Source organism: Pseudomonas sp. Pme6b (assembly GCF_058129925.1).
The window spans coordinates 3,615,755-3,638,775 of record NZ_CM176704.1 but is presented as its reverse complement, the minus strand read 5'-3'; the positions used below and the strand labels follow the sequence as shown (position 1 = coordinate 3,638,775).

The 23,021-nt window shown below is 59.2% G+C and carries 21 protein-coding genes, 1 pseudogene and 1 riboswitch; of the genes and pseudogenes, 10 read left to right on the top strand and 12 right to left on the bottom strand.

Annotated elements, in window-relative coordinates; all coding sequences use genetic code 11:
- The first annotated feature begins 140 nt into the window (after positions 1 to 140).
- Positions 141 to 1,844 carry a VRR-NUC domain-containing protein gene (locus AC4ANE_RS16440; RefSeq protein ID WP_002553923.1) on the top strand — a complete coding sequence of 568 codons (1,704 nt, stop codon included), beginning with the start codon at positions 141 to 143 and terminating at the stop codon, positions 1,842 to 1,844.
- On the opposite strand, the gene AC4ANE_RS16435 is transcribed toward AC4ANE_RS16440, so the two are convergent.
- Together AC4ANE_RS16435 and AC4ANE_RS16430 are read right to left on the bottom strand one after the other, a co-directional pair.
- Complete coding sequence (locus tag AC4ANE_RS16435) at positions 1,820 to 2,122, bottom strand: hypothetical protein (RefSeq protein ID WP_031594938.1); 303 nt, start codon at positions 2,120 to 2,122, stop codon at positions 1,820 to 1,822. The two genes, AC4ANE_RS16440 and AC4ANE_RS16435, sit on opposite strands and share 25 nt — an antisense overlap.
- A gap of 99 nt (positions 2,123 to 2,221) precedes the next feature.
- Positions 2,222 to 2,506 (bottom strand): hypothetical protein, encoded by a 285-nt coding sequence (locus AC4ANE_RS16430; RefSeq protein ID WP_002553922.1) that lies wholly within the window; start codon positions 2,504 to 2,506, stop codon positions 2,222 to 2,224.
- Positions 2,507 to 3,057: 551 nt separating this feature from the next.
- Here AC4ANE_RS16430 and pstS point away from each other — a divergent pair.
- The 4 genes from pstS to pstB all read left to right on the top strand — a co-directional run bounded on the left by pstS (position 3,058) and on the right by pstB (position 6,814).
- Positions 3,058 to 4,077: a phosphate ABC transporter substrate-binding protein PstS gene (gene pstS / locus AC4ANE_RS16425; RefSeq protein ID WP_002553921.1), complete on the top strand. Its 1,020-nt coding sequence runs from the start codon at positions 3,058 to 3,060 to the stop codon at positions 4,075 to 4,077.
- An 81-nt stretch (positions 4,078 to 4,158) separates the two neighbouring features.
- Positions 4,159 to 5,154 (top strand): phosphate ABC transporter permease subunit PstC, encoded by a 996-nt coding sequence (gene pstC / locus AC4ANE_RS16420; RefSeq protein WP_002553920.1) that lies wholly within the window; start codon positions 4,159 to 4,161, stop codon positions 5,152 to 5,154.
- A complete protein-coding gene (gene pstA / locus AC4ANE_RS16415) occupies positions 5,151 to 6,035 on the top strand; it encodes a phosphate ABC transporter permease PstA (protein WP_002553919.1) in 885 nt (294 codons plus the stop codon). Before pstC ends, pstA begins: the two co-directional genes overlap by 4 nt.
- Positions 6,035 to 6,814: a phosphate ABC transporter ATP-binding protein PstB gene (pstB, locus tag AC4ANE_RS16410; RefSeq protein ID WP_002553918.1), complete on the top strand. Its 780-nt coding sequence runs from the start codon at positions 6,035 to 6,037 to the stop codon at positions 6,812 to 6,814. The genes pstA and pstB overlap by 1 nt, the downstream gene beginning before the upstream one ends.
- Here pstB and AC4ANE_RS16405 read toward each other — a convergent pair whose 3' ends face one another.
- Positions 6,815 to 7,744 (bottom strand): LysR family transcriptional regulator, encoded by a 930-nt coding sequence (locus AC4ANE_RS16405; RefSeq protein WP_002553917.1) that lies wholly within the window; start codon positions 7,742 to 7,744, stop codon positions 6,815 to 6,817.
- Positions 7,745 to 7,998: 254 nt separating this feature from the next.
- Here AC4ANE_RS16405 and AC4ANE_RS16400 point away from each other — a divergent pair, with 254 nt between their 5' ends.
- Positions 7,999 to 8,997 carry an alpha/beta fold hydrolase gene (locus AC4ANE_RS16400; RefSeq protein ID WP_002553916.1) on the top strand — a complete coding sequence of 333 codons (999 nt, stop codon included), beginning with the start codon at positions 7,999 to 8,001 and terminating at the stop codon, positions 8,995 to 8,997.
- A 68-nt stretch (positions 8,998 to 9,065) separates the two neighbouring features.
- Here the strand turns inward: AC4ANE_RS16400 and nirD are convergent, their stop codons facing one another.
- Both nirD and nirB read right to left on the bottom strand, forming a co-directional pair.
- A complete protein-coding gene (gene nirD, locus AC4ANE_RS16395) occupies positions 9,066 to 9,452 on the bottom strand; it encodes a nitrite reductase small subunit NirD (protein WP_002553915.1) in 387 nt (128 codons plus the stop codon).
- On the bottom strand, positions 9,452 to 12,013 hold the full coding sequence (gene nirB, locus AC4ANE_RS16390; protein ID WP_460408411.1) for a nitrite reductase large subunit NirB: 2,562 nt from the start codon (positions 12,011 to 12,013) through the stop codon (positions 9,452 to 9,454). The genes nirD and nirB overlap by 1 nt, the downstream gene beginning before the upstream one ends.
- Before the next feature lie 106 nt (positions 12,014 to 12,119).
- On the opposite strand from nirB, the gene AC4ANE_RS16385 reads away from it, so the two are divergent.
- Positions 12,120 to 12,383 (top strand): hypothetical protein, encoded by a 264-nt coding sequence (locus tag AC4ANE_RS16385; RefSeq protein WP_134937656.1) that lies wholly within the window; start codon positions 12,120 to 12,122, stop codon positions 12,381 to 12,383.
- Between the two features lie 231 nt (positions 12,384 to 12,614).
- Positions 12,615 to 13,109: a GNAT family N-acetyltransferase gene (locus AC4ANE_RS16380; RefSeq protein WP_002553913.1), complete on the top strand. Its 495-nt coding sequence runs from the start codon at positions 12,615 to 12,617 to the stop codon at positions 13,107 to 13,109.
- Positions 13,110 to 13,167: 58 nt separating this feature from the next.
- Here the strand turns inward: AC4ANE_RS16380 and AC4ANE_RS16375 are convergent, their stop codons facing one another.
- The 5 genes from AC4ANE_RS16375 to AC4ANE_RS16355 all read right to left on the bottom strand — a co-directional run bounded on the left by AC4ANE_RS16375 (position 13,168) and on the right by AC4ANE_RS16355 (position 19,166).
- Positions 13,168 to 15,174 carry a peptidase U32 family protein gene (locus tag AC4ANE_RS16375; RefSeq protein ID WP_002553912.1) on the bottom strand — a complete coding sequence of 669 codons (2,007 nt, stop codon included), beginning with the start codon at positions 15,172 to 15,174 and terminating at the stop codon, positions 13,168 to 13,170.
- A 106-nt stretch (positions 15,175 to 15,280) separates the two neighbouring features.
- A complete protein-coding gene (locus AC4ANE_RS16370) occupies positions 15,281 to 16,072 on the bottom strand; it encodes an ABC transporter ATP-binding protein (RefSeq protein ID WP_002553911.1) in 792 nt (263 codons plus the stop codon).
- A complete protein-coding gene (locus tag AC4ANE_RS16365; RefSeq protein WP_002553910.1) occupies positions 16,069 to 17,091 on the bottom strand; it encodes a FecCD family ABC transporter permease in 1,023 nt (340 codons plus the stop codon). Before AC4ANE_RS16365 ends, AC4ANE_RS16370 begins: the two co-directional genes overlap by 4 nt.
- On the bottom strand, positions 17,088 to 18,101 hold the full coding sequence (locus AC4ANE_RS16360) for an ABC transporter substrate-binding protein (protein WP_002553909.1): 1,014 nt from the start codon (positions 18,099 to 18,101) through the stop codon (positions 17,088 to 17,090). Before AC4ANE_RS16360 ends, AC4ANE_RS16365 begins: the two co-directional genes overlap by 4 nt.
- A 130-nt stretch (positions 18,102 to 18,231) precedes the next feature.
- Positions 18,232 to 18,431, bottom strand: a riboswitch (cobalamin riboswitch).
- An 18-nt stretch (positions 18,432 to 18,449) separates the two neighbouring features.
- Positions 18,450 to 19,166, bottom strand: a complete 717-nt coding sequence (locus AC4ANE_RS16355) for a FadR/GntR family transcriptional regulator (RefSeq protein WP_031594936.1) — start codon at positions 19,164 to 19,166, stop codon at positions 18,450 to 18,452.
- Between the two features lie 108 nt (positions 19,167 to 19,274).
- Between AC4ANE_RS16355 and AC4ANE_RS16350 the strand changes: the two genes are divergently transcribed.
- Both AC4ANE_RS16350 and AC4ANE_RS16345 read left to right on the top strand, forming a co-directional pair.
- Positions 19,275 to 20,009: a FadR/GntR family transcriptional regulator gene (locus AC4ANE_RS16350; RefSeq protein ID WP_460408409.1), complete on the top strand. Its 735-nt coding sequence runs from the start codon at positions 19,275 to 19,277 to the stop codon at positions 20,007 to 20,009.
- Positions 20,010 to 20,277: 268 nt separating this feature from the next.
- A protein-coding gene (locus tag AC4ANE_RS16345) for an IS3 family transposase (RefSeq protein ID WP_095077641.1) occupies positions 20,278 to 21,629 on the top strand; the annotation gives its coding sequence in 2 pieces (ribosomal slippage) (positions 20,278 to 20,737 and positions 20,737 to 21,629; 1,353 coding nt in all).
- 28 nt (positions 21,630 to 21,657) lie between these two features.
- On the opposite strand, the pseudogene AC4ANE_RS16340 reads toward AC4ANE_RS16345, so the two are convergent.
- Both AC4ANE_RS16340 and AC4ANE_RS16335 read right to left on the bottom strand, forming a co-directional pair.
- Positions 21,658 to 22,089 (bottom strand): annotated as a pseudogene (locus AC4ANE_RS16340) (AraC family transcriptional regulator ligand-binding domain-containing protein); the annotation flags it as partial.
- 9 nt (positions 22,090 to 22,098) lie between these two features.
- A complete protein-coding gene (locus AC4ANE_RS16335; protein WP_044320273.1) occupies positions 22,099 to 23,013 on the bottom strand; it encodes a GGDEF domain-containing protein in 915 nt (304 codons plus the stop codon).
- Positions 23,014 to 23,021 lie beyond the last annotated feature (8 nt).

Sequence of the window (23,021 nt, the reverse complement as noted above, 5' to 3'; positions counted from 1 at the left end):
CACTGATTCTAAGGCCGACTGTCTGGCCGCGATACGTGCCATTGATCGGCCGACCGGCGCTCAGCAGGTATTTGAGCTGGAATCTGTACGGATAACCAGTATTCTTGTCCAGTCTGATCATTTTCATGTGAACGCTGGCCTTGAATACTGCTCCTCTCGACAATCCGTTCTATTACCTGGAAAACTTCCGGCAGGTCCTTGCCTGGATTGCCCTGCGCTACGACGACCTGCTCGACGCAGCCGAGCGCCGTTTCATCAGCGAGTTTGCCGAGGCGCCCGTGCGTGCCCAGGGTCTGCTGGTACGCATGGTGATGCGCAAGGGCGTATTGTTTCGGGCCAGCAAACTGAGTTACGTCGAAATCGGCGACCCTCGTGAGGCAGTGCAGCCGCTGCTGGATCGCGGCTGGGTCGTCACCAGCCCGCCACTGGGTTTGAGCGAACTGTTCCAGTTGCTGCGCCGCGACGAGCTGACCCAGTGCTTCAAAGCCCATGCAGTCAAGGGGCCAGAGCGCAAGCAGGCATGGCTGGAGCGCTTGCAGCCGTTGTATGAAGCGCCACAGGCACTTGAGCAATGGCACCCGACGTTGTCTGACGCCGTGTTCGGCCTGAACATCATGCCGCTCTGTGACCGCCTGCGATTGTTGTACTTCGGCAATCTGTATCAGGAGTGGTCAGAGTTCGTGCTGGCTGATCTGGGTATCTACCGCTACGAAAAGGTCGAATTTTCGGTGCAGTCGCGCGTCATCAATCAGCGCGCCGACATCGATGTGTGCCTGCAATTGCATGCCTGTCGAGAAGCGCTGGAAGCCTGCATCGATCTGCATGCGCTGGCCGAACAGGTCATCGCGGTCCAGTGCGGCAATGCGTGGTTGCATATGCGCCGCGCCAAACTGCTGTTTCGCATCGGGCAACAGGCCGAGCGCCTGCAGGACTGGCCTCTGGCGATGGCGGTGTACCGTCAGTCCAGCTACCCCGGCGCGCGTTCGCGGCAGATCCGGGTGCTGGAACGCAACGCCGAATACGCAGCCGCCATGACGCTTGTGCAGCAGGCGCGGAGTGCCCCGGAAAGTGATGCCGAGGTTCAGCATTTGTCGCGCGTGTTGCCACGACTGCAACGCAAGCTCGGCCTGACGGTCGAGCGCAGGCGCGCGGCGCGTATCGTCTCGCGGCTGGACGTGCAGGTTGCGCCATTGGCGGGGGTGAGTGTCGAACGTCTGATACGCCAGCACCTTGAACAAGAGCAGGGTGGGGAAGTGCATTACGTCGAGAATGCGCTGATCAATTCCCTGTTTGGTCTGCTGTGCTGGAAGGCCATTTTCGCGCCCTTGCCTGGCGCATTCTTTCACCCGTTTCACAGTGCGCCCAGCGACCTGTACAGCCCGGATTTCTATCAAAACAGGGTGGCATTGTTCGATGCCTGCCTGATGCAACTGGAGTCAGGTGAATATCTGACGACCATTCGCGAGCATTTTCAAAGCAAATTCGGCCTGCAATCACCCTTCGTATTCTGGGCTGCATTGACGCCGCAGCTATTGGAGCAGGCACTGTATTGCCTGCCCGCTGAGCACCTGCGTCACTGGTTTCGTCGTCTGTTGCAGGATGTAAAAGCCAACCGGACCGGAATGCCGGACTTGATCCAGTTCTTCCCGGAGCAGCGGCGTTATCGAATGATAGAGGTCAAAGGACCAGGGGATCGTCTCCAGGACAACCAACTGCGCTGGCTGGATTTCTGCGCCGAGCATGGTATGCCGGTGGAGGTGTGTTATGTGCAGTGGGCAACTGAACATGCTGCCGACGTCATTGAAGAGCTGGCCTGCCATCAAGGCGCTTTGTGTTCATCCTGACTGTCTTGGTGATTGGCGTCATGCGGTTGTTTCGAGTCATGAGGCTTGTCAGCCGCACTGCCGTTCTTTCCGGGCAGCGGGTCCATGCCTTTGGTGCCGGGGCTTGTGCCTGGCGCGCCGGGACTGGTTCCGTCCACGTTCTTTTCCGTTCCGGTGCCGGGTACTTTCGGACCGTCGCCTACCGGGTTCGTCGGGCCTGTAGAGCCTGCGAATGCGCTTGCGCACGAGAGCGCCAGCAGTGCTGCAAGGCCTAATGCCCCCAATCTATTCCTGATCATGCTGCAACCTCCGTGAGTGCAATGGGGTAGAACGGTGTTACGGGATCTGCCACTGACCCGCGAGCAAAACATGTTGTCCTGCCCGCGTCAGAAGCATAATTACTGAGTCTTGGTTTTTTCAGTAACGTTGCTCTTGTCGTGCGTGCCATGTGCGCCCTTGTCATGATTCATCGACTTTTCGGCAGCCGCTTTTTTGCTGTCTGTTTGCGCGCCAGGAGTTTCGGAAGAGGTGCGGTCCATCGGCTGGGTGTTAGTGCCCGGCAGCTTGGTCGCATTCTTGTTGATTGGCGTTTCAGAGCTGGTCGTCGATTCGGCAAAGGCTGCACCCGAAGCGACGGCCATCAGGCCTGCCAGGGTGAGGGCAGTCAGTTTGGTCTTGATCATGATGCTTACTCCGTTGTTTTAAAGTAGTTCTTTAACGTACGTATATTGGTCATTGGTCATTGGTCATTGGTCATTGGCCAGTGGCCATAGGTGCCGTTGAACCCGACGAACGGTAGCTTCGTGCGACACGCTCCCACCAATGCCGACTCCTTGCGTCGGCGGTTTCAAACCTTTTGCATTCGCTGATTTGCATAGATGTGATGAGCGCTGATGGAAAATTTTTAAGTTGATTTAGCTATAACGTGACCGTCTGGTCATCCCCAACGATTCTTAAAATCATACTTTCTTACATTTTTATAACGCAGATGGCGTTTGGCTATCTATCTAAGGGTGGCAAAAAGCTATTTTGCGCTGTGGGGCATGATTTCGCCGTAAACATTGGGCTCTACAGGGTTTTTCAGCGTCGGCAGCGTAGGAAATCGCCTACAAAAAAGTTCCCTCACCGACACGATTCGTTGGATTGTCATGAAACAGCAACATTTCAGGTTTTAAATCCGCCTCGGGCCTCCTTAACTGGGCCACCACACAATCTCCTGGACTGAGGTATTACCGTGATACTGCTGACTAAAAAACGCTTGTCGCTTCTGATCGCTTCGCTGTGCCTCAGCGGTGTGGCCCATGCGACTGATGTCACAGGTGCTGGTTCGAGTTTCGTCTACCCGGTTATTTCAGCGTGGTCCCAGGACTACAGCAAAACCAAGGATAACCGTATCAACTATCAGTCCATCGGTTCGGGCGGCGGTATTGCCCAGATCAAGGCAGCGACTGTTGACTTCGGTGCATCCGACGCCCCTATGTCCGCTGAGGACCTGCAGGCTGGCGGTCTGGGTCAGTTCCCAAGCGTCATCGGCGGTATCGTGCCGATCGTCAACGTCGAAGGCGTTGAAAGTGGCGAGCTGAAGCTGGACGGCCCAACTATCGCCAAGATCTTCATGGGCGACATCAAGAAGTGGAACGACCCGGCAATCACTGCCCTGAACTCGGGCGTGAAGCTGCCTGATACTGCGATCACCGTTGTTCACCGCTCGGACGGTTCGGGTACAACTTACAACTTCACCAACTACCTGAGCAAAGTCAGCCCGGAGTGGAACGAGAAGCTGAAGTTCGGTTCGACCGTGCAGTGGCCAGCCGGTGTGGGTGGCAAGGGTAACGAAGGTGTTTCTGCCTACGTGAAACAGATCAAGGGTTCGATCGGTTACGTTGAGTACTCCTACGCGACGACCAACAAGTTGTCTTACACCCAGTTGAAAAACGCTGCCGGCAAATTCATCAAGCCAGACGCCAAGGCTTTTGCTGCCGCTGCTGACACTGCCGACTGGGCGAGCGCCAAAGACTTCAACCTGATCATGACCAACGCGCCGGGTGAGGCTGCATGGCCGATCACCGCGACCACCTGGATCATCATGTACAAGAAAGCCAAGAACGAAGAGAAAAGCGCAGCCGCTTTCGACTTCTTCAAATGGTCCCTGGAAAACGGCCAGAAACAGGCCGAGAAGCTGGAATACGTAGCATTGCCGAAATCGCTGGTCGAACGCGTGGAAAGCTACTGGAAAACGGAATTCACCAAGTAAGTGATTCAACCCGTACCACCCCTGTCATCAGCCGCGATATAGGCTCGGTGACAGGGGCTTTTCCTTGCGAGTGGCCTCAACATGACTGAAAACCCCCAATACCTGTCCGCTAACGTCTCCGCTGGTGAGTCCGAGGGCGAGAAGCGCGCCAAACGGGATCATCGTCATGACCTGTGGTTCAAGCGTTCATTGCAGGCCGCAGCAATGCTGGTGCTTGCTTTGCTGGGTTGTATTGCCTTGTCGACCCTGTGGGGCGGCAGTCTGGCATTCCAGACTTTCGGGTTTGGCTTTCTGACCAGCACCGAGTGGGACGTGAACGCCGGCAAGTTCGGCGCGCTGGTTCCGATCTACGGCACCCTGGTTACCTCTTTTCTGGCTTTGCTGATCGCCGTCCCGGTGAGTTTCGGCATTGCAATCTTTCTGACCGAAGTAGCTCCGCCTTGGCTGCGCATGCCGATTGCCTCGGCCATCGAGCTGCTGGCAGGTATCCCGTCGATCATCTACGGCATGTGGGGGCTGTTTGTCTTTGGCCCGTTCATGGCTGAACACCTGTCACCCTGGATCACCGAAAACCTCGGCGCACTGCCGCTGATCGGTCCGATGTTTCAAGGCCCGCCGCTGGGTATCGGCATGCTGACCGCCGGTATCGTGCTGGCGATCATGATCACGCCGTTCATTACCTCGGTTATGCAGGAAGTCTTCCGTACCGTGCCCGTGGCCCTCAAAGAGTCGGCCTACGCACTGGGCGGCACGACCTGGGAAGTGGTCTGGGACATCGTGCTGCCTTACACCCGTTCGGCAGTGGTCGGCGGTGTGTTCCTCGGCTTGGGACGCGCGCTGGGTGAAACAATGGCGGTCACCTTTGTACTGGGCAACGCCCATCAGTTCTCTGCATCGCTGATGATGCCGAGCAGTTCCATTGCTTCGGTGATCGCCAACGAGTTCAACGAAGCCTATACCGACTTGCACCGTTCGGCACTGATCGCCCTTGGCTTCCTGTTGTTTGTGGTCACCTTCATCGTGCTGGCCCTTGCACGTCTGATGCTGTCGCGCCTTTCGCGTAAGGAGGGGTTATGAGTAAGGATGTGACAGGCAGCGAGAGCCTGTATCGGGTTCGCAGCATCAAGAACAAGATTGCGATGGTGCTCAGCTGTGGTGCCACTGCCTTCGGCCTGCTGTGGCTGGTGTGGATTCTGCTGACCACTATCATCAAGGGTATCGACGCGCTAAACCTGCAGTTGTTCACCGGCATGACCCCGCCGCCTGGCACCGAGGGTGGCCTGGCCAACGCGTTCTATGGCAGCGTGCTGATGTCGGGCATAGGCCTGTTGATCGGTACACCAATCGGCCTGATGGCCGGTATCTGGCTGGCCGAGTTTGCTCGCTACACCAAGCTGGGTAACGCAGTACGCTTTATTAACGACATCCTGCTGTCGGCACCTTCCATCGTGCTCGGCCTGTTCGTTTACACCGTTGTGGTACTGCCGCTCAACGCAGTCACAGGCCATCAAGTGGGCTTTTCGGCGATTGCCGGCGCGCTGGCTCTGGCATTGCTGGTGATCCCGGTGGTGGTGCGTACCACTGACGAAATGATGCAACTGCAACCCTCGACCATGCGTGAAGCCGCACTGGCGCTGGGTGTGCCGCAATGGAAGCTGACTCTGCAAATCGTCTTGCGCGCTGCCAAGGCGGGTGTGGTTACCGGCGTATTGCTCGCATTGGCACGTATCACCGGCGAGACCGCGCCGCTGCTGTTCACCGCTTTCGGCAACCAGTTCTGGAGCAGTGATCTGCTCAAACCAATCGCCAGTGTTCCGGTGGTGGTTTTCCAGTACGCCATGAGCCCGTTCGATGACTGGCACTCCCTGGCATGGGCCGGTGCGCTGGTCATGACGTTGTTCGTACTGATACTGAGTCTGCTGTCTCGCTTAATTCTTCTGCGCAATAGGGCGTCCTGATGAACAACCTTTCCCTGGCCAACGAAAAGACCAAGATCCAAGTGCGCGGTCTGGAGTTTTTCTACAACAACCAGAAGTCGTTGAAGTCCATCGACATGACCATCCCCGAGAAGCGCATCACTGCGATCATCGGCCCGTCGGGTTGCGGTAAATCGACCCTGCTGCGCGTTTTCAACCGTATCTACGCGATGTACCCGAAACAGGAAGCGCGCGGCGAAGTGCTGCTCAATGGCGAAAACATCCTGGCGCCAGGCTACTCGATGAACCGCCTGCGCAGTCACGTGGGCATGGTGTTCCAGAAGCCAGTGCCGTTTCCGATGTCGATCTACGACAACATTTCCTATGCCATCAAGCACCACGAAAAGCTGTCGCGTCGGGAAATGGAAGATCGCGTCGAGCAGGCACTGCGTGGTGCGGCGTTGTGGGATGAGGTCAAGGACAAGCTCAAGCAGAGCGCAACCGGTCTGTCCGGTGGTCAGCAGCAACGTCTGTGCATCGCCCGCACCATCGCGCTGCGCCCTCAGGTGTTGCTGCTCGATGAGCCCACTTCGGCACTTGACCCGATTTCGACCGGGCGTATCGAACAGCTGATCACTGAACTCAAGGAGCAGTTCACCGTGATCATCGTGACCCACAACATGCAGCAGGCGGCGCGTTGCTCCGACTACACCGCCTTCATGTTCATGGGTGAACTGATCGAGCACGGCGACACCGACACCATCTTCACCAAGCCCTCCAAGACCCAGACCGAAGACTACATTACCGGTCGTTTCGGCTGATCAACCGGCCAGGGCGGGCGCTTCCTGGCGCTCGCCCATGAACTCCTCGATCCTGCTGCGCAGCCAACGCTCGGCAGGGTCGCTGTCCATCACACTCAGCCATGTCATCGACAGGTCCAGCCCCGGCGTGGGGAAGGGCAACGGCTCGTCATACAGCAGACCCAAGGCGCTCATGGCCTTGGCCGCGTAGTCGGACAGGCCCGAAATCATGTCGGTGCCAGCCATCAGTGCGGGCAGGGTGGCGAACTGCGGCACTGACAACACGACCTGACGCTTGCGACCCAGTGCGGTCAGCCACTCATCGGCAAAGCTGCTGATGCTGGCCACGTGCGACACCACCACATGAGGTCGTGAACAATATTCGTCGATGCTCATCGGGCCGCGTGGTTTGTCGGCGCGTACCAGCCGTGGCTGCACGTTGCGCAGCGTCTTGCGTTTGGCATTGGCCGGCAGCTCACGGGTCAGGCAGACGCCGACGGTGATGTCTCCGGACATCAGCACTTCGGAGATATTCAGATAGTCGACGTGCTTGACCACGATCACCACGCCAGGCGCCTCCTCGCGGATGGCCTTGAGCATGGCGGGAAACAGGCCGAATTCGACGTCGTCGGTCAGGCCGATGCGAAAAGTCATCTTGCTGACCGAGGGATCGAAATCGGTGGTCAGGCTCAGCGCGGTAGACATGGCATCCAGCGCTGGCGTCAGGTGCTTGAGAATCTCATGGGCGCGCGCGGTCGGCTCCATACGATGCCCGACGCGGATGAACAACGGGTCATTGAGCAGGTTGCGCAGGCGATTCAGTGCGGCGCTTATCGTGGGTTGGCCGAGAAACAGCTTTTCGGCTGCCCGGGTGACGTTACGCTCCTGCATTAATGTCTCGAAGACCACCATCAGGTTGATGTCGGCCTTGCGCAGTTCATTTCGATTCATTGCTGTTCCTTGGCATCAGACCTGGCTGACCACGACGGCCTGTAACCGACGGCTCAGTCTAGGCAAGCGTGGCAGGGGGCGTCCAGCGTTTTGCCGCCGTCGGGCTGGCATGATGAAACGTCTGCTTACGGTTCTACAGGCAGGAAAGGGGCGAATCTGTAGTGGGAAACAAGGTCTACTTGCTGGTCTGCGGTTTAACGTGGAAGCGGCTGCAGATTTCGACCCCTATCCACAGGCTACAGGAGGTGCCCCTTATGCGGGCTGCAAAGATTGCCGGCATGTTGATGTCGTTGACGCTGTCAGGCGCAGCACTGGCTGAAACGCCCGGTTATGGCCAGCAACTGGAAGGTTTCACTTACCCCCACGCGCTGCACAAATTCAGTTTTCAGTCCCAGGGCCAGACGCTGGAAATGGGTTACATGGATGTCGCACCCACCGGCAAGGCCAATGGCCGCACCGCGGTGCTGATGCATGGCAAGAATTTCTGCGCCGCGACCTGGGAAGACACTATCGAGGGGCTGAGTGCTGCGGGCTATCGCGTTGTTGCGCCTGACCAGATCGGTTTTTGCACCTCGACCAAACCTGCGCACTATCAATACAGCTTCCAGCAGTTGTCGATGAACACCCACGCGTTGCTCGAAAAGCTGGGTATCGACAAGGCGTCGGTCGTCGGCCATTCCACCGGCGGCATGCTGGCCACGCGTTACGCGCTGATGTACCCGAAACAGACCGAGAAACTGGTGATGGTCAACCCGATCGGTCTGGAAGACTGGAAGGCCCTTGGCGTGCCTTACCGCAGCGTCGATCAGTGGTATGAGCGCGAACTGAAAACCACCGCCGAAGGCATTCGCGCCTACGAGCAGAAGACCTACTACGACGGGCGCTGGAAGCCTGAATACGACAAGTGGGTCGACATGCTGGCGGGCCTGAACAAGGGGCCGGGCCATAAGATCGTTGCCTGGAACTCGGCGCTGATCTACGACATGATTTTTACCCAACCAGTGTTCTACGAGTTTCCCAGGCTGCAGGTGCCGACCGTGTTGATGATCGGCGATGCCGATACCACTGCCATCGGCAGCGATATCGCACCGCCCGAGGTCAAGGCCAAGATCGGCAATTACAAGGTATTGGGCAAGCAGGTGGCGCAGATGATCCCTGGTGCCAGACTGGTGGAGTTCAAGGGCAAGGGGCATGCCCCGCAGATGGAAGATCCGCAGGGCTTCAACAAAGCGCTGTTGTCCGAGCTGCAATAGTCGGTCATTCATCCCACGCAACAGCCTGGTCGGCCAGCGATCAGGTTGTCTGGCCCTATTGTTATCAGCTAGACGGCAATCTCTACCTGATCTCCGTTAAGCCGTACCGGCCAGACCTCCAGACGTTGTTCCGGGTACTCAATGCAACTACCGTCGTGCAGACGAAAATGCTGCTTGTACAACGGCGAGGCAATCACCAGCTCGCCAGCGATATGGCCAATCAGTCCGCGACCGATCACATTGGCACCGGACTTGGGGTCGCGGTTGTCGATGGCAAAAAGCTGTTCGCCCTCAGGGGTTTCAGGCAGGTAGAACAGCGCTACCTGCGCGCCGTCCAGCCACGCTACCACGCCGGAGTTGGCGACCAGATCCTTGCGTCCGCACAGGGCATGCCAGTGCAGTTGCAGTGCAGAATGGGCGTTTTCGCCCGCTAATACGGTGTTGGACGAATTCATTACACCACCTCCTTGAACAGCGGGATAAGGGCCAGCTCTTCGGGTTTTGCCGGACGACGCTGGGCGCGCTCCTTGACGAAATGCACGTCCGGGTCGCCACGTCCGTCGTTGACGAAGGTGCGGAAGCGCTTGAGCTTCTCCGGGTCCTTGAGGGCATTGGCCCATTCGCATTCATAGCGGTCGACCACCAGTTGCATCTGCGACTCCAGCTCTGCGGCCAGCCCCAGGCTGTCATCGACAATCACCGCCTTGAGATAGTCGAGGCCGCCTTCCAGCGATTCACGCCAGATCGAGGTGCGTTGCAGCTTGTCGGCAGTGCGGATGTAGAGCATCAGGAAACGGTCGATGTAGCGAATCAGGGTTTCGTCATCCAGGTCGGTGGCGAACAGCTCGGCGTGGCGCGGACGCATGCCGCCGTTGCCGCACAGGTACAGGTTCCAGCCGTTCTCGGTGGCAATCACACCCACATCCTTGCTCTGCGCTTCGGCGCACTCGCGGGTGCAGCCGGATACGGCGAACTTGAGTTTGTGCGGTGAGCGCAGCCCCTTGTAACGGTCCTCGATGCGCAGTGCCATGGCGACGCTGTCCTGCACGCCATAGCGGCACCAGGTACTGCCGACGCAGGACTTAACCGTCCGGGTCGATTTGCCGTAGGCATGCCCGGTCTCGAAACCCGCCTCAATCAACTCACTCCAGATGTCCGGCAGTTCATGCAGTTGCGCGCCGAACAGGTCGATGCGCTGGCCGCCGGTGATCTTGGTGTACAAGTCGTACTTCTTGGCCACGGCACCAATCGCGATCAGCCCGTCGGGGGTGATTTCGCCGCCCGGAATACGCGGTACGACCGAGTAGGTGCCGTTTTTCTGCATGTTAGCCATGAAGGTGTCGTTGGTGTCCTGCAGTGGCACCAGCGAAGGTTCGGTGATGGGGCGGTTCCAGCACGAAGCGAGAATCGAGCCGACCGCAGGCTTGCAGATGTCGCAGCCATGCGCGCCTTTGCCATGGCGAGTCAGCAGCTCGTCAAAGGTCTCGATACCTTCGACGCGGACCATCGAGTACAACTCCTGGCGGGTGTAGGCGAAGTGCTCGCAGAGGCTTTTGTCGACCGCCACACCGCGCGCCATCAACTCATGCTCGAACACCTGCTTGAGCAGCGCGGTGCAGCCGCCACAGCCGGTGGCCGCTTTGGTGCAGGCCTTGATCCCGGCGAGGTCGGTGCAGCCATTGTCGATTGCCGAACAGATAGAGCCCTTGCTGACGTTATGGCAGGAACAGATGGTCGCGGTGGCGGGCAGGGCATCGGCACCCAGCGTCGGCGCGCCTTCGCCACGCGGCAGAATCAGGCTCAATGGATCGGCGGGCAGCGGGATGCCGTTCTGCGCATATTGCAGCAGGGTGTCGTAGTAACTGTTGTCGCCGACCAGCACAGCGCCGAGTACCTGTTTGCCATCGGCCGACACCACCAAGCGACGGTAGCTGGCGGTGGCTTCGTCAATGAAACGATAACTGACAGCCCCGGCCAGCGCACCGTGCGCGTCACCAATGGAGCCGACATCCACGCCCAGCAGCTTGAGCTTGGTGGACATGTCGGCACCGAAGAACGGCTCAGTGTCCTTTTCGCACAACTGTGCAGCTACGCCACGGGCCATCTGATAACCGGGTGCTACCAGGCCGAATACGCTGCCGTTCCAGGCCGCGCACTCGCCGATTGCATAGATATCGGCGTCACTGGTGCGACAGTGCTCGTCGATTGCAATACCGCCACGCGGGCCGAGTTCCAGTTCACACTGGCGAGCCAGAGCGTCCTGCGGGCGGATACCGGCAGAGAACACGATCAGATCGGTTTCCAGAAATTCGTCGTTGGCGAAGTTCATGCGATAGCGGTATTGCTTGCCGTCGCTGATCGATTGTGTGGCGCGCGACAGGTGTACGCCGACGCCCAGCGCTTCGATACGCGCTTTCAAGGCGGCCCCGCCGTGCTCGTCCAGTTGCACCGGCATCAAGCGCGGGGCGAACTCGACAACATGGGCTTCCAGGCCAAGCGATTTCAGTGCATTGGCCGCTTCAAGCCCGAGCAGACCACCGCCGACTACCACGCCACGGCGAGCTTTCGAGGCGGCGTAGCGAATGGTGTCCAGGTCCTCAAGCGTGCGATAGACCAGCCGCGAGTTGCCCTGTGCGCCCTCGATCGGCGGTACGAACGGGAAGGAGCCTGTGGCCAGGATCAGCTTGTCGTAGCTGAAGCAGCCTTCGGCGGTGATGATTTCATGACGATCACGATCAATCTCCAGCACCGGTACGCCCAGGTGCAGCGTCAGGCCAGGTTGTTCGTAGACAGACATTTCACTCATGGCCAGCGACTCGGCATCGCGGCCGGTAAAGTATTCGGACAAATGCACGCGGTCGTAGGCACGCTGTGCTTCTTCGCCAAATACATGGATGCGATAACGCTCCAGTGCGCCGCCTGCGATCAACTGCTCGACGCAATGGTGTCCGACCATGCCATTACCGACGACGATCAGGGTTTTTACATCGTTCATGGGGAAGACTGTGGTGTTCATAGCAAGTCCCGGCCGAGGCCAATCAGGTTTTTTGAAGCAAAAAAAAAGCGCCCGGAACCTTTCGGTTCCAGGCGCCTTTGCCTGTTCTCTTATTGGGTGTTCGGGGATGCCATCAAGCCACGTTGCCGGATGCACCCATGTGGCCCTCTGGTCTCTTCGAGACTGGCGATCAACGTCGATCAACCGGGGCGGCCCGACCACATTCATGGTGGGGTTGTTCAAGATTATGCAGGGGCTGTGCCAGCTTGCGTCGGCAGTGCTCCAGGCCCGAATTGGCAATGCCCGCAAGGCTGCGCAGCGTTTACAACGGCGTCCGGCGCATGATTTTTCCTGCCTTGCATTGGTGCGCATCGAAGGGTTTGCGCTGTAAAGCTGTGCGCCGCATTGCCCGCTCACGATAATCGGCGTTTTTACCTCCGGGCGCCCCAGTCGCTCCAGGCACATATCGTTCCTCACGCTCCGCGTGGGAATGCCTGTCGTGACGCTCCGCGTCACAATTCTGCGCCGCGCCGCCTGCTCTATAGTCAAGCCGTGCGTCCAAAGGCCCATCTCTGGCGTAACATTTGTATCACCCTGCAATTCCCCCAATAAGTCCGTGCTCATGAACATCACTATTACTGAGGTACACCCCTCCGAGATCCCGCACACCGTCGATTTCGTCATGCGTGCACGTGCCGGGATCTTTCCCTTGCTCGACACCGTCACCGTTCCGCCCGATCTGGCCGGTTTCGAGCAGGTGTATCTGGGCGGGGAGGACGGCAAGTTTCTGATCGCCCGCAGTGAAGGGCAGATCATCGCGGCTGTGGGCTACCTGCCGTTCGATCATCGTTTCCTGCAGCTCGATTATCGCGGGCGCAGAACCGTTGAGATCGTGCGCCTGTTCGTCACGCCGGAGTTTCGCGGCGACGGGCTGGCCAGCCGTTTATGTCAGGCGCTCTGGGCGCATGCCGAGGCAGGTGGCATAGAGGTTTTGTACCTGCATACCCATCCGTTTCTGCCCGGCGCGATCCGTTTCTGGGAGAAACAGGGTTTTGCTGTGACCGATGTGGAAAACGACCCGGTGTGGAATACCACCCATATGGAGCGCGTTCTTTAAGATTGCTTTGTCAGAAGACGCAAGGGGCTGGCAGGGCGCCAACCCCCCCTCATACCGATCAGCGAGTGGAACGCTGACGCGCAGTCTTGAGCAGGTCTTCCGGTGTGATATGGCCGACCACCGATTTGGCCGCCGCGCTGCCGGGGAGCGGCAAGTCGAGAATGTGACCTTTCATCTTGCCGATCACGTGCATTTCGCAAGGCTTGCAATCGAACTTGAGGGTCAACACTTCATCACCGTGCACCAGTTGCATCGGCGCGACCTTGGTGCGCACGCCCGTCACACCTTTGGCCTGTTTCGGGCACAGGTTGAACGAGAAGCGCAGGCAATGCTTGGTGATCATCACGGGCACTTCGCCGGTCTCTTCGTGGGCCTCGTAGGCCGCGTCGATCAGCTGTACGCCGTGGCGATGATAGAAGTCGCGAGCCTTCTGGTTGTAGACGTTGGCCAGAAAAGACAGATGCGACTCCGGGTACACCGGTGGCGGGGTCGTCTCCGCCTTGCGGCCACCGCGTGGATGCGCCTCGATGCGCGCTTCGGTCAGCGCCTCGATGGCATCGCGACGCAGGGTCTTGAGCTGCGAGTTGGGCACGAAGAACGCCTGTGGCGCGTCGAGCCTGACATCCTGAGCATGGTAGATCGTGGTGCCCAGCTGAGTGAGCAGGTCACGCAGTTGATCCAGCGCCTGCTCGGGCTTGTTGGCTGCGCCGAACGGGCCGTCAAGGTTTACCGCGACGCTCACACCTTCTTCACTGATGGCTTCCAGGCGCAGGTGGTCTTCACGAAGGGTAACCTGCCACTGAATGCCGATGCGGCGCTCGACCGAGGTCTTGAGCAGCGCCTGCTGCCAGTTGTGGTCCAGGTTGCGATTCAACGGATGGTTGGGGCGCACACGGGAAAGGGCCGCAGGCATCTCGTTGGGTTCTACACGGTAGCGCCAGCGCTTCTGGCCGTCTTCTTCGAACTCGCCTTTGAGCTCGGCGATATTGGCACGGAAGCCCACCACTTCACGCTTGATCTGCACGTTAAGACCGTCACCGTTGGACAGCGGCTCATGGGTCACAGCGATCAGGTCACGCTTGCCGAGTTTTTCGACGGTGCCGACTGCCAGACCGGTAAACGTCGGCGTATCGAAAGCACCGATGTCGATCTTGCGGTCACTGACGAAATAGTCGGTGCTGCCGCGATGAAAGGTCTTTTCCGGGTCAGGCACGAAGAAGTGTGCGGTACGGCCGCTGGAAGCGCGGGCGAGGTCCGGACGGTCTTCGAGAATCTCGTCCAGACGCTGGCGGTAATAGGCGGTGATATTTTTGACGTAGCCTGCGTCCTTGTAGCGACCTTCAATCTTGAACGAGCGCACGCCTGCGTCCACCAGATCGCGCAGGTTGGCGCTCTGGTTGTTGTCTTTCATCGACAACAGATGCTTTTCGAAGGCAACGACGCGGCCCTGATCATCCTTGAGCGTGTACGGCAGGCGGCAAGCCTGCGAGCAGTCGCCGCGGTTGGCACTGCGGCCGTTTTGCGCGTGGGAAATATTGCACTGCCCGGAGAACGCCACGCACAGGGCGCCGTGGATGAAGAATTCGATGGCCGCATCGGTTTCATCGGCGATTGCGCGGATTTCCTGCAGATTCAGTTCCCGGGCCAGCACCAACTGCGAGAAACCGGCCTGATCGAGAAACTTCGCCCGGCTCAGGGTGCGAATATCGGTTTGCGTGCTGGCGTGCAGCTCGATGGGCGGAATGTCCATCTCCATCACCCCGAGGTCCTGCACGATCAACGCGTCCACGCCGGCGTCGTAAAGCTGGTGAATCAGCTTGCGCGCGGGCTCCAGCTCGTCGTCATGGAGGATGGTGTTGATGGTGGTAAAGATCCGCGCGTGGTAGCGGTGCGCGAATTTGACCAGCTCGGCAATGTCGCTGACCTCGTTGCAGGCGTTGTGCCGCGCACCAAAGCTCGGCCCGCCGATATACACCGCATCGGCACCATGCAGGATGGCTTCACGGGCGATGGTCACATCCCGTGCAGGGCTGAGCAATTCCAGGTGGTGTTTGGGTAACGACATGGCAACGGGATCCTGCGGCGTGCAAAGCGCGCATTGTAGTGCTACAGGCCGCGCGGCGCACCTGTTGAAGCATGCGCCAGGTGACCGGCTGACCATCGGCGCGTCTTCAGTGTGAGCGCAAACGCAGGATTTTCGCGCCGTCGAAAGGGTCGGTCAGCCAGTGCGCCACGACGCCGAAGGTGCTCAGCAGGCGTTCCGGGGTCAGCACCTCGACCGGCGCCCCCAGTGCGACCAGCCGGCCTTTCTCCATGACCGCCACGCGGTCGCAATCCAGCGCCTGATTCAGATCGTGCAGGGCTATCACAGTGGTTACCGGCAAAGCCCTGACCAGACCGAGAATGGTCAGTTGGTGCTGGATATCCAGGTGATTGGTCGGTTCGTCCAGCAGAAGGATCCTGGGTCGTTGCGCCAGTGCCCTGGCGATGTGCACGCGCTGCCGCTCGCCACCGGACAAGGTGTGCCAGGCACGTTTCTGCATGTGCAGCATGTCCACATTCTGCAACGCCTGGCGAACGATTGCGTCATCGTTAGCACTCCACGGCTCGAGTGCCGACAGCCAGGGCGTGCGGCCTAGCTCGACGGCATCCAGAACCGTCACGGCATCGCTGGTTTCCGCTTGTTGTTCGACCACCGCCAGCAAGCGCGCCACGTCTCTGCGGCTCATTGCCTCAAGTGGTTGCCCGCCCAGTCTGACCGTGCCGCAGACCGGTTTCTGAATACCGGCCAATAGTTTCAGCAGGGTGGATTTTCCCGAACCGTTAGGGCCGACCACGGCCAGTGTCTCGCCGGCTGCGATGCTCAAGTCGACGTCGCGCAGCAACGCAGTGCCACGAACCGAATAACCCAGCCCGGAGCAGCCCAGCACCGGTGCGTTGACCAGATGAGGAAAGGCGTTCATCGCGTGCTATTTCCCCGGATAAGAATCAAAGCGAAGACCGGTGCGCCGATCAGTGCGGTAATGACGCCAATCGGCAGCGCCTGGCCCTTGATCAGCGTGCGCGAGAGGATGTCGGCAGCGATCAGAAACAGCGCGCCGCTCAATGCACTCAACGGCACCAGCCGTGCGTGGCGCACACCGATCAGCATACGCACCGCGTGCGGGATCACCAGCCCGACAAAACCGATGGAGCCGACGATCGATACCATCACTGCGGTGACCAGGGCTGCGGTCGCGATCAGGATGATCTGCACGCGCCGCACGGCAATCCCCAGTGACGCCGCCGAGTCGCTGCCGAAAGTGAACGCGTCCAGCGCTCGCCGGTGCCAGAGGCACACCAGCAGACCGACCAGCACCGTCGGCACTGCCAGCCAGACCGAGTGCCAGCGTACGCCGCTGAGGTTGCCCAGCAGCCAGAACATGATGCCGCGTGCCTGTTCGGAGCTGGCGGATTTGGTGATCAGAAACGACGTCAGGGCATTGAACAGCTGTGAACCGGCGATTCCGGCCAGAATGATCTGCCCGGCTGCTGTGGTGCCTCGCGACGAGTGCGCCAGCAGGGCGACCAGCGAAAACGCCGCCACGGCCCCGGCAAAAGCGCCTGCCGACATCGAAATAGCCCCCGCGCCGAAGCCCAGAATGGCGACCAGCACCGCGCCGGTCGAGGCTCCGGCGGAAATTCCCAGCAGATATGGGTCTGCCAGCGGGTTGCGCAACAAGGATTGCAACACCACGCCACAGATCGCCAGCCCGGCCCCGCAGGCTGCCGCGACAATGGCGCGGGTCAGCCGGTAGTTCCAGACGATGCCTTCGTCGATAGGGTCGAGCACATAGCCGGCAGCCCAGAGTTTGTTGGCCAGCACCTGAAAAACCACCTTCAGGCTGATCGAGGTTTCGCCAATCGCTGCACCGACCATGATTGCCAGCACCAGCACTGCCGAGACCCAGAGCACATGGCCCAGTGCTACCTGTAATCTCATTGTGCAGCGTTGAAACGGTTGGCGGCGTCAGCAAGTTCCTCGAACCCGGTAAACAGGCGCAGGCCAGCCTGCATGCCTTCGGCGTCGATGATCACGATCCGGTCATGCTTGACTGCGTCCATGTTGCGCGTCACCGGGTCGCTCTTGAGGAATTCGATCTTTTTCAGGTAGTCGTCGGCCGGGAAGCGGCGGCGATCCATGCGTGCAATCACCAGAATGCTTGGGTTGGCCTTGGCAATGGTCTCCCAGCCCACTGTCGGCCATTCCTCGTCGGACTTGACGATATTACGCATGCCCAGGCTGTTGAGCATGAAGTCCGGGATGCCTTTGCGGCCTGCCACGAACGGGTCGCTGGCGAGGTCGGAACTGGAAAACCAGAACAGCGCCGAGACGTCGTTCGCCTTGTTCTGTTTGACGTTGGCAATCGCCGCGCTCAGGCGGGCCTTGAGGTCGGCGACCAGCGTGTCACCGCGGTCCTGTACGTCGAAAATCTGCGCCAGTTGCTCGATGCTCTTGTAGATGGTCTCGATGCGGAACGGCTCCAGGCGTGTGCCGTCGGCACCGACCAGATTGTCTTTGCCTTCGCAATCGGACGGCAGAATGTAAGTGGGTATTTTCAGGTCATGGAACTGCTCGCGTGTGCCGACCACGCCCTGTTTGCCGACCATCCACTCCAGCTGCACCGCCACCAGTTCCGGACGTTTGCCAATCACCGATTCAAAGCTTGGGTCGTTGTCGGCCAGACGTTCTACCTTGTCGTTCTGCGCCTTGAAGCGTGGTAACACGTTGTTGAACCACAGCGAAGTGCCCACCAGCCGGTCGCCCAGGCCTAGTTCGTAGAGCATTTCAGTACCGGCCTGGCCAATGGTCACTGCCTTGGTCGGCGCATGTGCGAACGTCAGGGTCGAACCACAGTTTTCGAGGGTCAGCGGATACTGAGTAGGCGCGGCGAGGGTCAGGGTGGACAGCGTCAGGCTGGCGGCAAGTACGGCAAGGCGGGGCAGCGACATGAAATGCGGTCTCCGTTGGAGCAGGTGCCAAGGCGCAATGCACATCAGGAAACACATCCCCGGCAAATGACCGGGCACGACGGGAAATGCTGCCGCGTGCGGATGTCCTTCCCGGACACCCCGCCGGTTAGTGGATTGAAGCAGGTCGGCAGGTCTCCTGACTGGCATGTCATCGCCAGGCTCCGGCCTTCCCGGAGCTGAATCCAGTGGCAGTCATGGAGCAGGCTCGATGCCTACAGTTGCGGGGGCAGTTTCGTTTTGGCCTTGTGCAGACAAAGCGTGCGAATTCCCTGTTAGTTCCTCTCGGAAACCGACGGGCGGCATGGTAAACGATAAGCGTTTTAGTGGCTAATCCTTTGCGCGCAGGCGCAGCAGACTGTTGATCAGATGCAGACGCATCGCGGCTCGGGCGGCATCCCGATCCTGATGGACAATGGCGTCGAAGATGGTCTCCTGTTCGCGTTGCTGGATGCCTGGGTCGTCCTCTGCGTGCAACGACGTGATATTGCCGAAGCCGCTGCGGGTGCGGGGCAGGATGCTGCTGCCGAGCTGGCTCATCACGTCGGTAAAGAAGCTATTGGCTGTGCACAGTGATATCTGCCGGTGAAACTCGAAATCGGCCTTCATGGTGTCGTGCCCCAGGCGCGCACAGCGATGCAGCTCATCGAGTGCCTGACGGATGGCATCCAGTTGTTCGGGCGTGCGGCGTTGAGCCGCGAGCGCGGCGGATTCCGGCTCGATGCTCAGGCGCAGCTCGATGATGGATACCGCGTCGCCGGATGTACCGATTGGCGATTCAATCTGCTGGAAATGCCCTGGCTGCGCGGCATCGACTACGAAGGTGCCGATGCCATGCCGGGTTTCGACCAGACCTTCGGCTTGCAGGCGCGACATCGCTTCACGAACCACGGTGCGGCTGACCCCGGTTTCACGGATGATCACCTGTTCGGTAGGAAGCTTTTCACCGCTCTGGATCTCGCCTTCGCGAATTCTGCGCGAAAACTCGGCGACCAGTTGCTGAGTCAGACTGGAGCGACGGCCTTTTGATGTGGAAGGTTGTTCCATGGCGGGTGATCGGGTCCGTGTCGGGTGGCTGAGTATAACCGTACTCAAGGCGTGTTTTGTGTGGTGATCGCAGCCTATACTCGCGTATCGGACAGAACTGAGGCTGCAATGTCGGACAACGCGCTTTCCTCGCAAAAGAACCATCGACGCCTGGCAGAAACCCTTGTCGACCGCTTCGCCCAGCGCATGCGTGACGGTGTGCTGGTGCGCGGCGAGAAATTGCCTTCCGAGATCCACATCATGGAAGCCGAGGGTGTCAGCCGCACGGTGGTGCGCGATGCGCTGTCGCGGATGCAGGCCGCCGGGCTGGTGGAAACCCGGCATGGTGTCGGCACCTTTGTTCTAGACATGCCACCGCCTGAAGGTTTTTCGGTAGGGCCTGCGACCATCGCCACCTTGTCCGATGTGCTGAACCTGCTGGAGTTTCGCTTGAGCCTGGAAGTCGAGGCAGCAGGGCTGGCTGCGCAGCGACGCAGCCCTGAAGCGTTGCTTGAGCTCAAGCGGGCGTTCGATGCGCTGCTCGAAGGCCCGCAGAAATCCGGAACCACCATCAATGCCGATTTTCAATTTCACCTCAAGATCGCCAAGGCGTCTGGCAATGCGTACCTGATCGATATCATGAAACATCTGGGCACCAAGCTGATTCCCCGCACGCGGATGAACTCGGCCTACACAGGGCAGAGCGATCGCAACGCCTACCTGGCCGGAATCAACACCGAACATCGGCAAATCTACAACGCCATCGCCGAAGGCAACGTCGACGCAGCGCGCTCGGCGATGTACCTGCACCTCAACGGCAGCCGCATGCGCCTGCGTCGCGCTCAGGCGCTGTACAGCGACTGAGCGATTCAGGGCCGGACGCGGAGTTTCTGCCAGACACCTATCGTTCCTCATGCTCCAGTGTGGTGATGCCTTGAGTGACGCTCCACGGCACAAATCTGCGCCGCACCGCATGCTCTAAAGAGGACGCAGAGCGTCCAGAGCTGCATGTCGACGCGGAGCGTCGGCACGATAATCTGCGGAGTTTCTGCCAGACACCTCTCGTTCCTCACGCTCCAGTGAACTGCCCCCAAGAAGTTGGACACCAATCCGACCTCACGGGGGTGTTCAAATGGGTAAGTATTCAGAGCAGTTCAAGCTCACTGTCGTCAAAGCGTATCTTGAAGACAACATGGGCTTTCGTATGGTAGCCCGCCAGTTCTCGATCGATTTCAGCCTGCTTCGACGCTGGGTCGCTAACTACAAGAGTCATGGTCACACCGGCCATCGCAAGCCTGGTCTTCGATACAGCGAAGCTTTCAAGCGCTCAGTGCTTGAGCACAGGCGTGAACACAAGCTATCGCTCCGTCAGGCCGCTGCGCATTTTGGTATCGGGGATCCCGGCCAAATAGTCATTTGGGAAAAGCGGCATTACAGTAGCGGTACAGCCCCGTATGTTCCTGCCAGAAGAAAGCCTGTCGCCATGCCAAAGAAGCCTTATCCCGCCAAACCAGTAACCGCCGACGATACGCAGAAGACGCGCGACCAGTTGATGAGCGAGCTTGAATATCTGCGCATGGAGAACGCTTACCTAAAAAAGTTGGAAGAGCTGAAGGAGCAGAAACGACGGCAACCGAAAAAGCCCTGAGCATCAAGCAACTGAGGGGCCGGTTCCCGCTTTGCGCTCTGCTGAGGCTGGCGGGCTTGGCACGCAGCACGTTTTACTATCAGGTTCAGGTGCAATCCAGACCCGATCCCTATGCTGCTTTGAAACAGTTAGTCGAAAGCATTTACCACGAGGAGAAAGGCCTTTATGGCGCTCGGCGTATCACGGCGGTCATTCGCACTGCAGGTATTTTGGTCAACAAGAAGGTTGTAGAACGACTGATGGCAGAACTGGGCCTGCGATCAGTGGTGCGCCCCAAAAAATACCGCTCCTATAAGGGCGTAATCGGAACCATTGCGCCGAATTTGCTGGAGCGCAATTTCAGCGCGCAACGCCCGAACCAGAAGTGGGTGACCGATGTGACTGAGTTCAAGGTAGGCAATCGAAAGCTGTATCTCTCACCCGTGATGGACTTGTACAACGGTGAAATCGTGGCGTATGAAGTGTCGACAAGGCCGAGCTTTGAGCTGGTCACCAGCATGCTGGACAAGGCGCTTCAGCAGTTGCAGGACGAGCCGAAGCTTGTGATGCACTCGGACCAGGGCTGGCAGTATCAACACGCGCAGTATCGCCATAAGCTATCGGTACGAGGCGTCAAACAAAGCATGTCCCGTAAGGGCAACTGCCTGGACAATGCGGCAATGGAAAGCTTTTTCGGTACACTGAAATCCGAGTTTTTCTACCTGAAACAGTTTGAAAGCATCGATGAGTTGAAAGCAGGTCTGGATGAGTACATCCACTACTACAACCATGACCGCATCAAGCTGAAGCTCAACGGCCAAAGCCCCGTAAAATACAGGGCTCAGGCGGCAAGCTAAAACCGTCCAACTTTTGGGGGGCAGTTCATTCGCCAGCGCCGCAACTGTCCAGCCAGTAAAGGTAGGCAAAATGCTCATCCAGCTCCAGACGCGGCGTCAGCAGCGGGCTGAGCAGCGCATGCTGGTGGATCAGGATTTCCAGCGCCTGATGCAGGTTTTGCGCATGACGCAGCGCATGGCTTGCGGCGCCGTAATGGCCGGGAAACAGTCGCTGGCCGAACAGGAAACTGGTGTCGTCGGCTTCCATCTGGCGTTGCGCGTTACCGATCAGAACGAAGAATTGCTGCGCACTGAGCCGCGTCTTGCCCGCAACGATGTCTTCGTAGAACAGGCCTGTGCCTTTGAGCAGGCGATGGCTGTCGATCCCGCGCGACAAGGCCAGATCAATCAGCGTAGCCGGCTGGTAATGGCCGGGGATGAAGCGGCTGTCGGCTTCGTACCAGTCACTTTTGAGAGTCACGGCAGTCGCTCAGGCAGTACGGGTCAGGGGACGTCGGGCGCGGGCCAGCGACAGGTTGAGGCGGCGCAGCAGGTTGTCCGGCGTTTCATTGAGGGCCATGACCACCGCCACGCTGGCCGACAGTTGAATGCGTTCACCTTGTTGCCGAGTCTTGTGCGCCAGGCTGGCAACCGCCTGTTGCAGCTCCAGCGCCAGCAGTTTCGCCTGACTCTCTCCGGTATTGGGCAACAACACCACAAACCGGTCGCCCGCCAGACGGCAGAGCAGGTCCTGGCGGCGCAAATTGAGTACCAGCAGATGGCTGAGCGCCGATAGAACCTCATCGCCCTCGGCATGACCGAATGCGTTATTGATCGCGCTGAAGTCATCCACATCCAGTACCAGCAGCGACAACGGTTGCTGCTGGCAGAGGCTTTCTTCAAGGCTGACGACCAGTTGGCGTTTCAGATAGTCGGCGCTGCCCAGCGGTGTGAGCTTGTCGTAAAGCCGATGCTCACGAAAGCCACGCTCGCGCTTTTCCATCTGAGCGCTGATCGCCAGTTGCTCGCGATGCCAGTGATAGATACCGAGGGTCAGCAGGATAAGGCCGATTGGCATCGGTCCGGATTCCAGCCAGTGACCCCACTGGATGTGGCTGGGCAGGCGAATGAACTCGTCCAGCGCGTCGATCCACCAGGAAAAGAACACACAGCTGAGGCCTGTCGACAGGTAATTGGTGACCCGACCGGCTGGTCGGCTCTTGAACACCAGAAACAGCCAGACCAGCGACAGCAGCGCGGAGCCGCCTTCGCCGACGATGTCCAGCCATTGCCATTCGCTGACCTGTTTGACGTTGCCAAATGCCAGAAAGGCCAGCAGGCCCAGGTTGGAAGCGACCATCAGCGCAGCGAGTTTCCAGCGATGGGGTTGGATGATCCTGAACATGAAAAGAC

What these genes read in the sequence shown, in the direction of transcription:
- AC4ANE_RS16435 (WP_031594938.1), bottom strand. Translation starts at nt 2,122, where the DNA reads ATGATCAGGAATAGATTGGGGGCATTAGGCCTTGCAGCACTGCTGGCG.
- AC4ANE_RS16430 (WP_002553922.1), bottom strand. Translation starts at nt 2,506, where the DNA reads ATGATCAAGACCAAACTGACTGCCCTCACCCTGGCAGGCCTGATGGCC.
- pstC (WP_002553920.1), top strand. Translation starts at nt 4,159, where the DNA reads ATGACTGAAAACCCCCAATACCTGTCCGCTAACGTCTCCGCTGGTGAG.
- pstA (WP_002553919.1), top strand. Translation starts at nt 5,151, where the DNA reads ATGAGTAAGGATGTGACAGGCAGCGAGAGCCTGTATCGGGTTCGCAGC.
- pstB (WP_002553918.1), top strand. Translation starts at nt 6,035, where the DNA reads ATGAACAACCTTTCCCTGGCCAACGAAAAGACCAAGATCCAAGTGCGC.
- AC4ANE_RS16405 (WP_002553917.1), bottom strand. Translation starts at nt 7,744, where the DNA reads ATGAATCGAAATGAACTGCGCAAGGCCGACATCAACCTGATGGTGGTC.
- AC4ANE_RS16400 (WP_002553916.1), top strand. Translation starts at nt 7,999, where the DNA reads ATGCGGGCTGCAAAGATTGCCGGCATGTTGATGTCGTTGACGCTGTCA.
- nirD (WP_002553915.1), bottom strand. Translation starts at nt 9,452, where the DNA reads ATGAATTCGTCCAACACCGTATTAGCGGGCGAAAACGCCCATTCTGCA.
- nirB (WP_460408411.1), bottom strand. Translation starts at nt 12,013, where the DNA reads ATGAACACCACAGTCTTCCCCATGAACGATGTAAAAACCCTGATCGTC.
- AC4ANE_RS16385 (WP_134937656.1), top strand. Translation starts at nt 12,120, where the DNA reads ATGCCATCAAGCCACGTTGCCGGATGCACCCATGTGGCCCTCTGGTCT.
- AC4ANE_RS16380 (WP_002553913.1), top strand. Translation starts at nt 12,615, where the DNA reads ATGAACATCACTATTACTGAGGTACACCCCTCCGAGATCCCGCACACC.
- AC4ANE_RS16375 (WP_002553912.1), bottom strand. Translation starts at nt 15,174, where the DNA reads ATGTCGTTACCCAAACACCACCTGGAATTGCTCAGCCCTGCACGGGAT.
- AC4ANE_RS16370 (WP_002553911.1), bottom strand. Translation starts at nt 16,072, where the DNA reads ATGAACGCCTTTCCTCATCTGGTCAACGCACCGGTGCTGGGCTGCTCC.
- AC4ANE_RS16365 (WP_002553910.1), bottom strand. Translation starts at nt 17,091, where the DNA reads ATGAGATTACAGGTAGCACTGGGCCATGTGCTCTGGGTCTCGGCAGTG.
- AC4ANE_RS16360 (WP_002553909.1), bottom strand. Translation starts at nt 18,101, where the DNA reads ATGTCGCTGCCCCGCCTTGCCGTACTTGCCGCCAGCCTGACGCTGTCC.
- AC4ANE_RS16355 (WP_031594936.1), bottom strand. Translation starts at nt 19,166, where the DNA reads ATGGAACAACCTTCCACATCAAAAGGCCGTCGCTCCAGTCTGACTCAG.
- AC4ANE_RS16350 (WP_460408409.1), top strand. Translation starts at nt 19,275, where the DNA reads ATGTCGGACAACGCGCTTTCCTCGCAAAAGAACCATCGACGCCTGGCA.
- AC4ANE_RS16335 (WP_044320273.1), bottom strand. Translation starts at nt 23,013, where the DNA reads ATGTTCAGGATCATCCAACCCCATCGCTGGAAACTCGCTGCGCTGATG.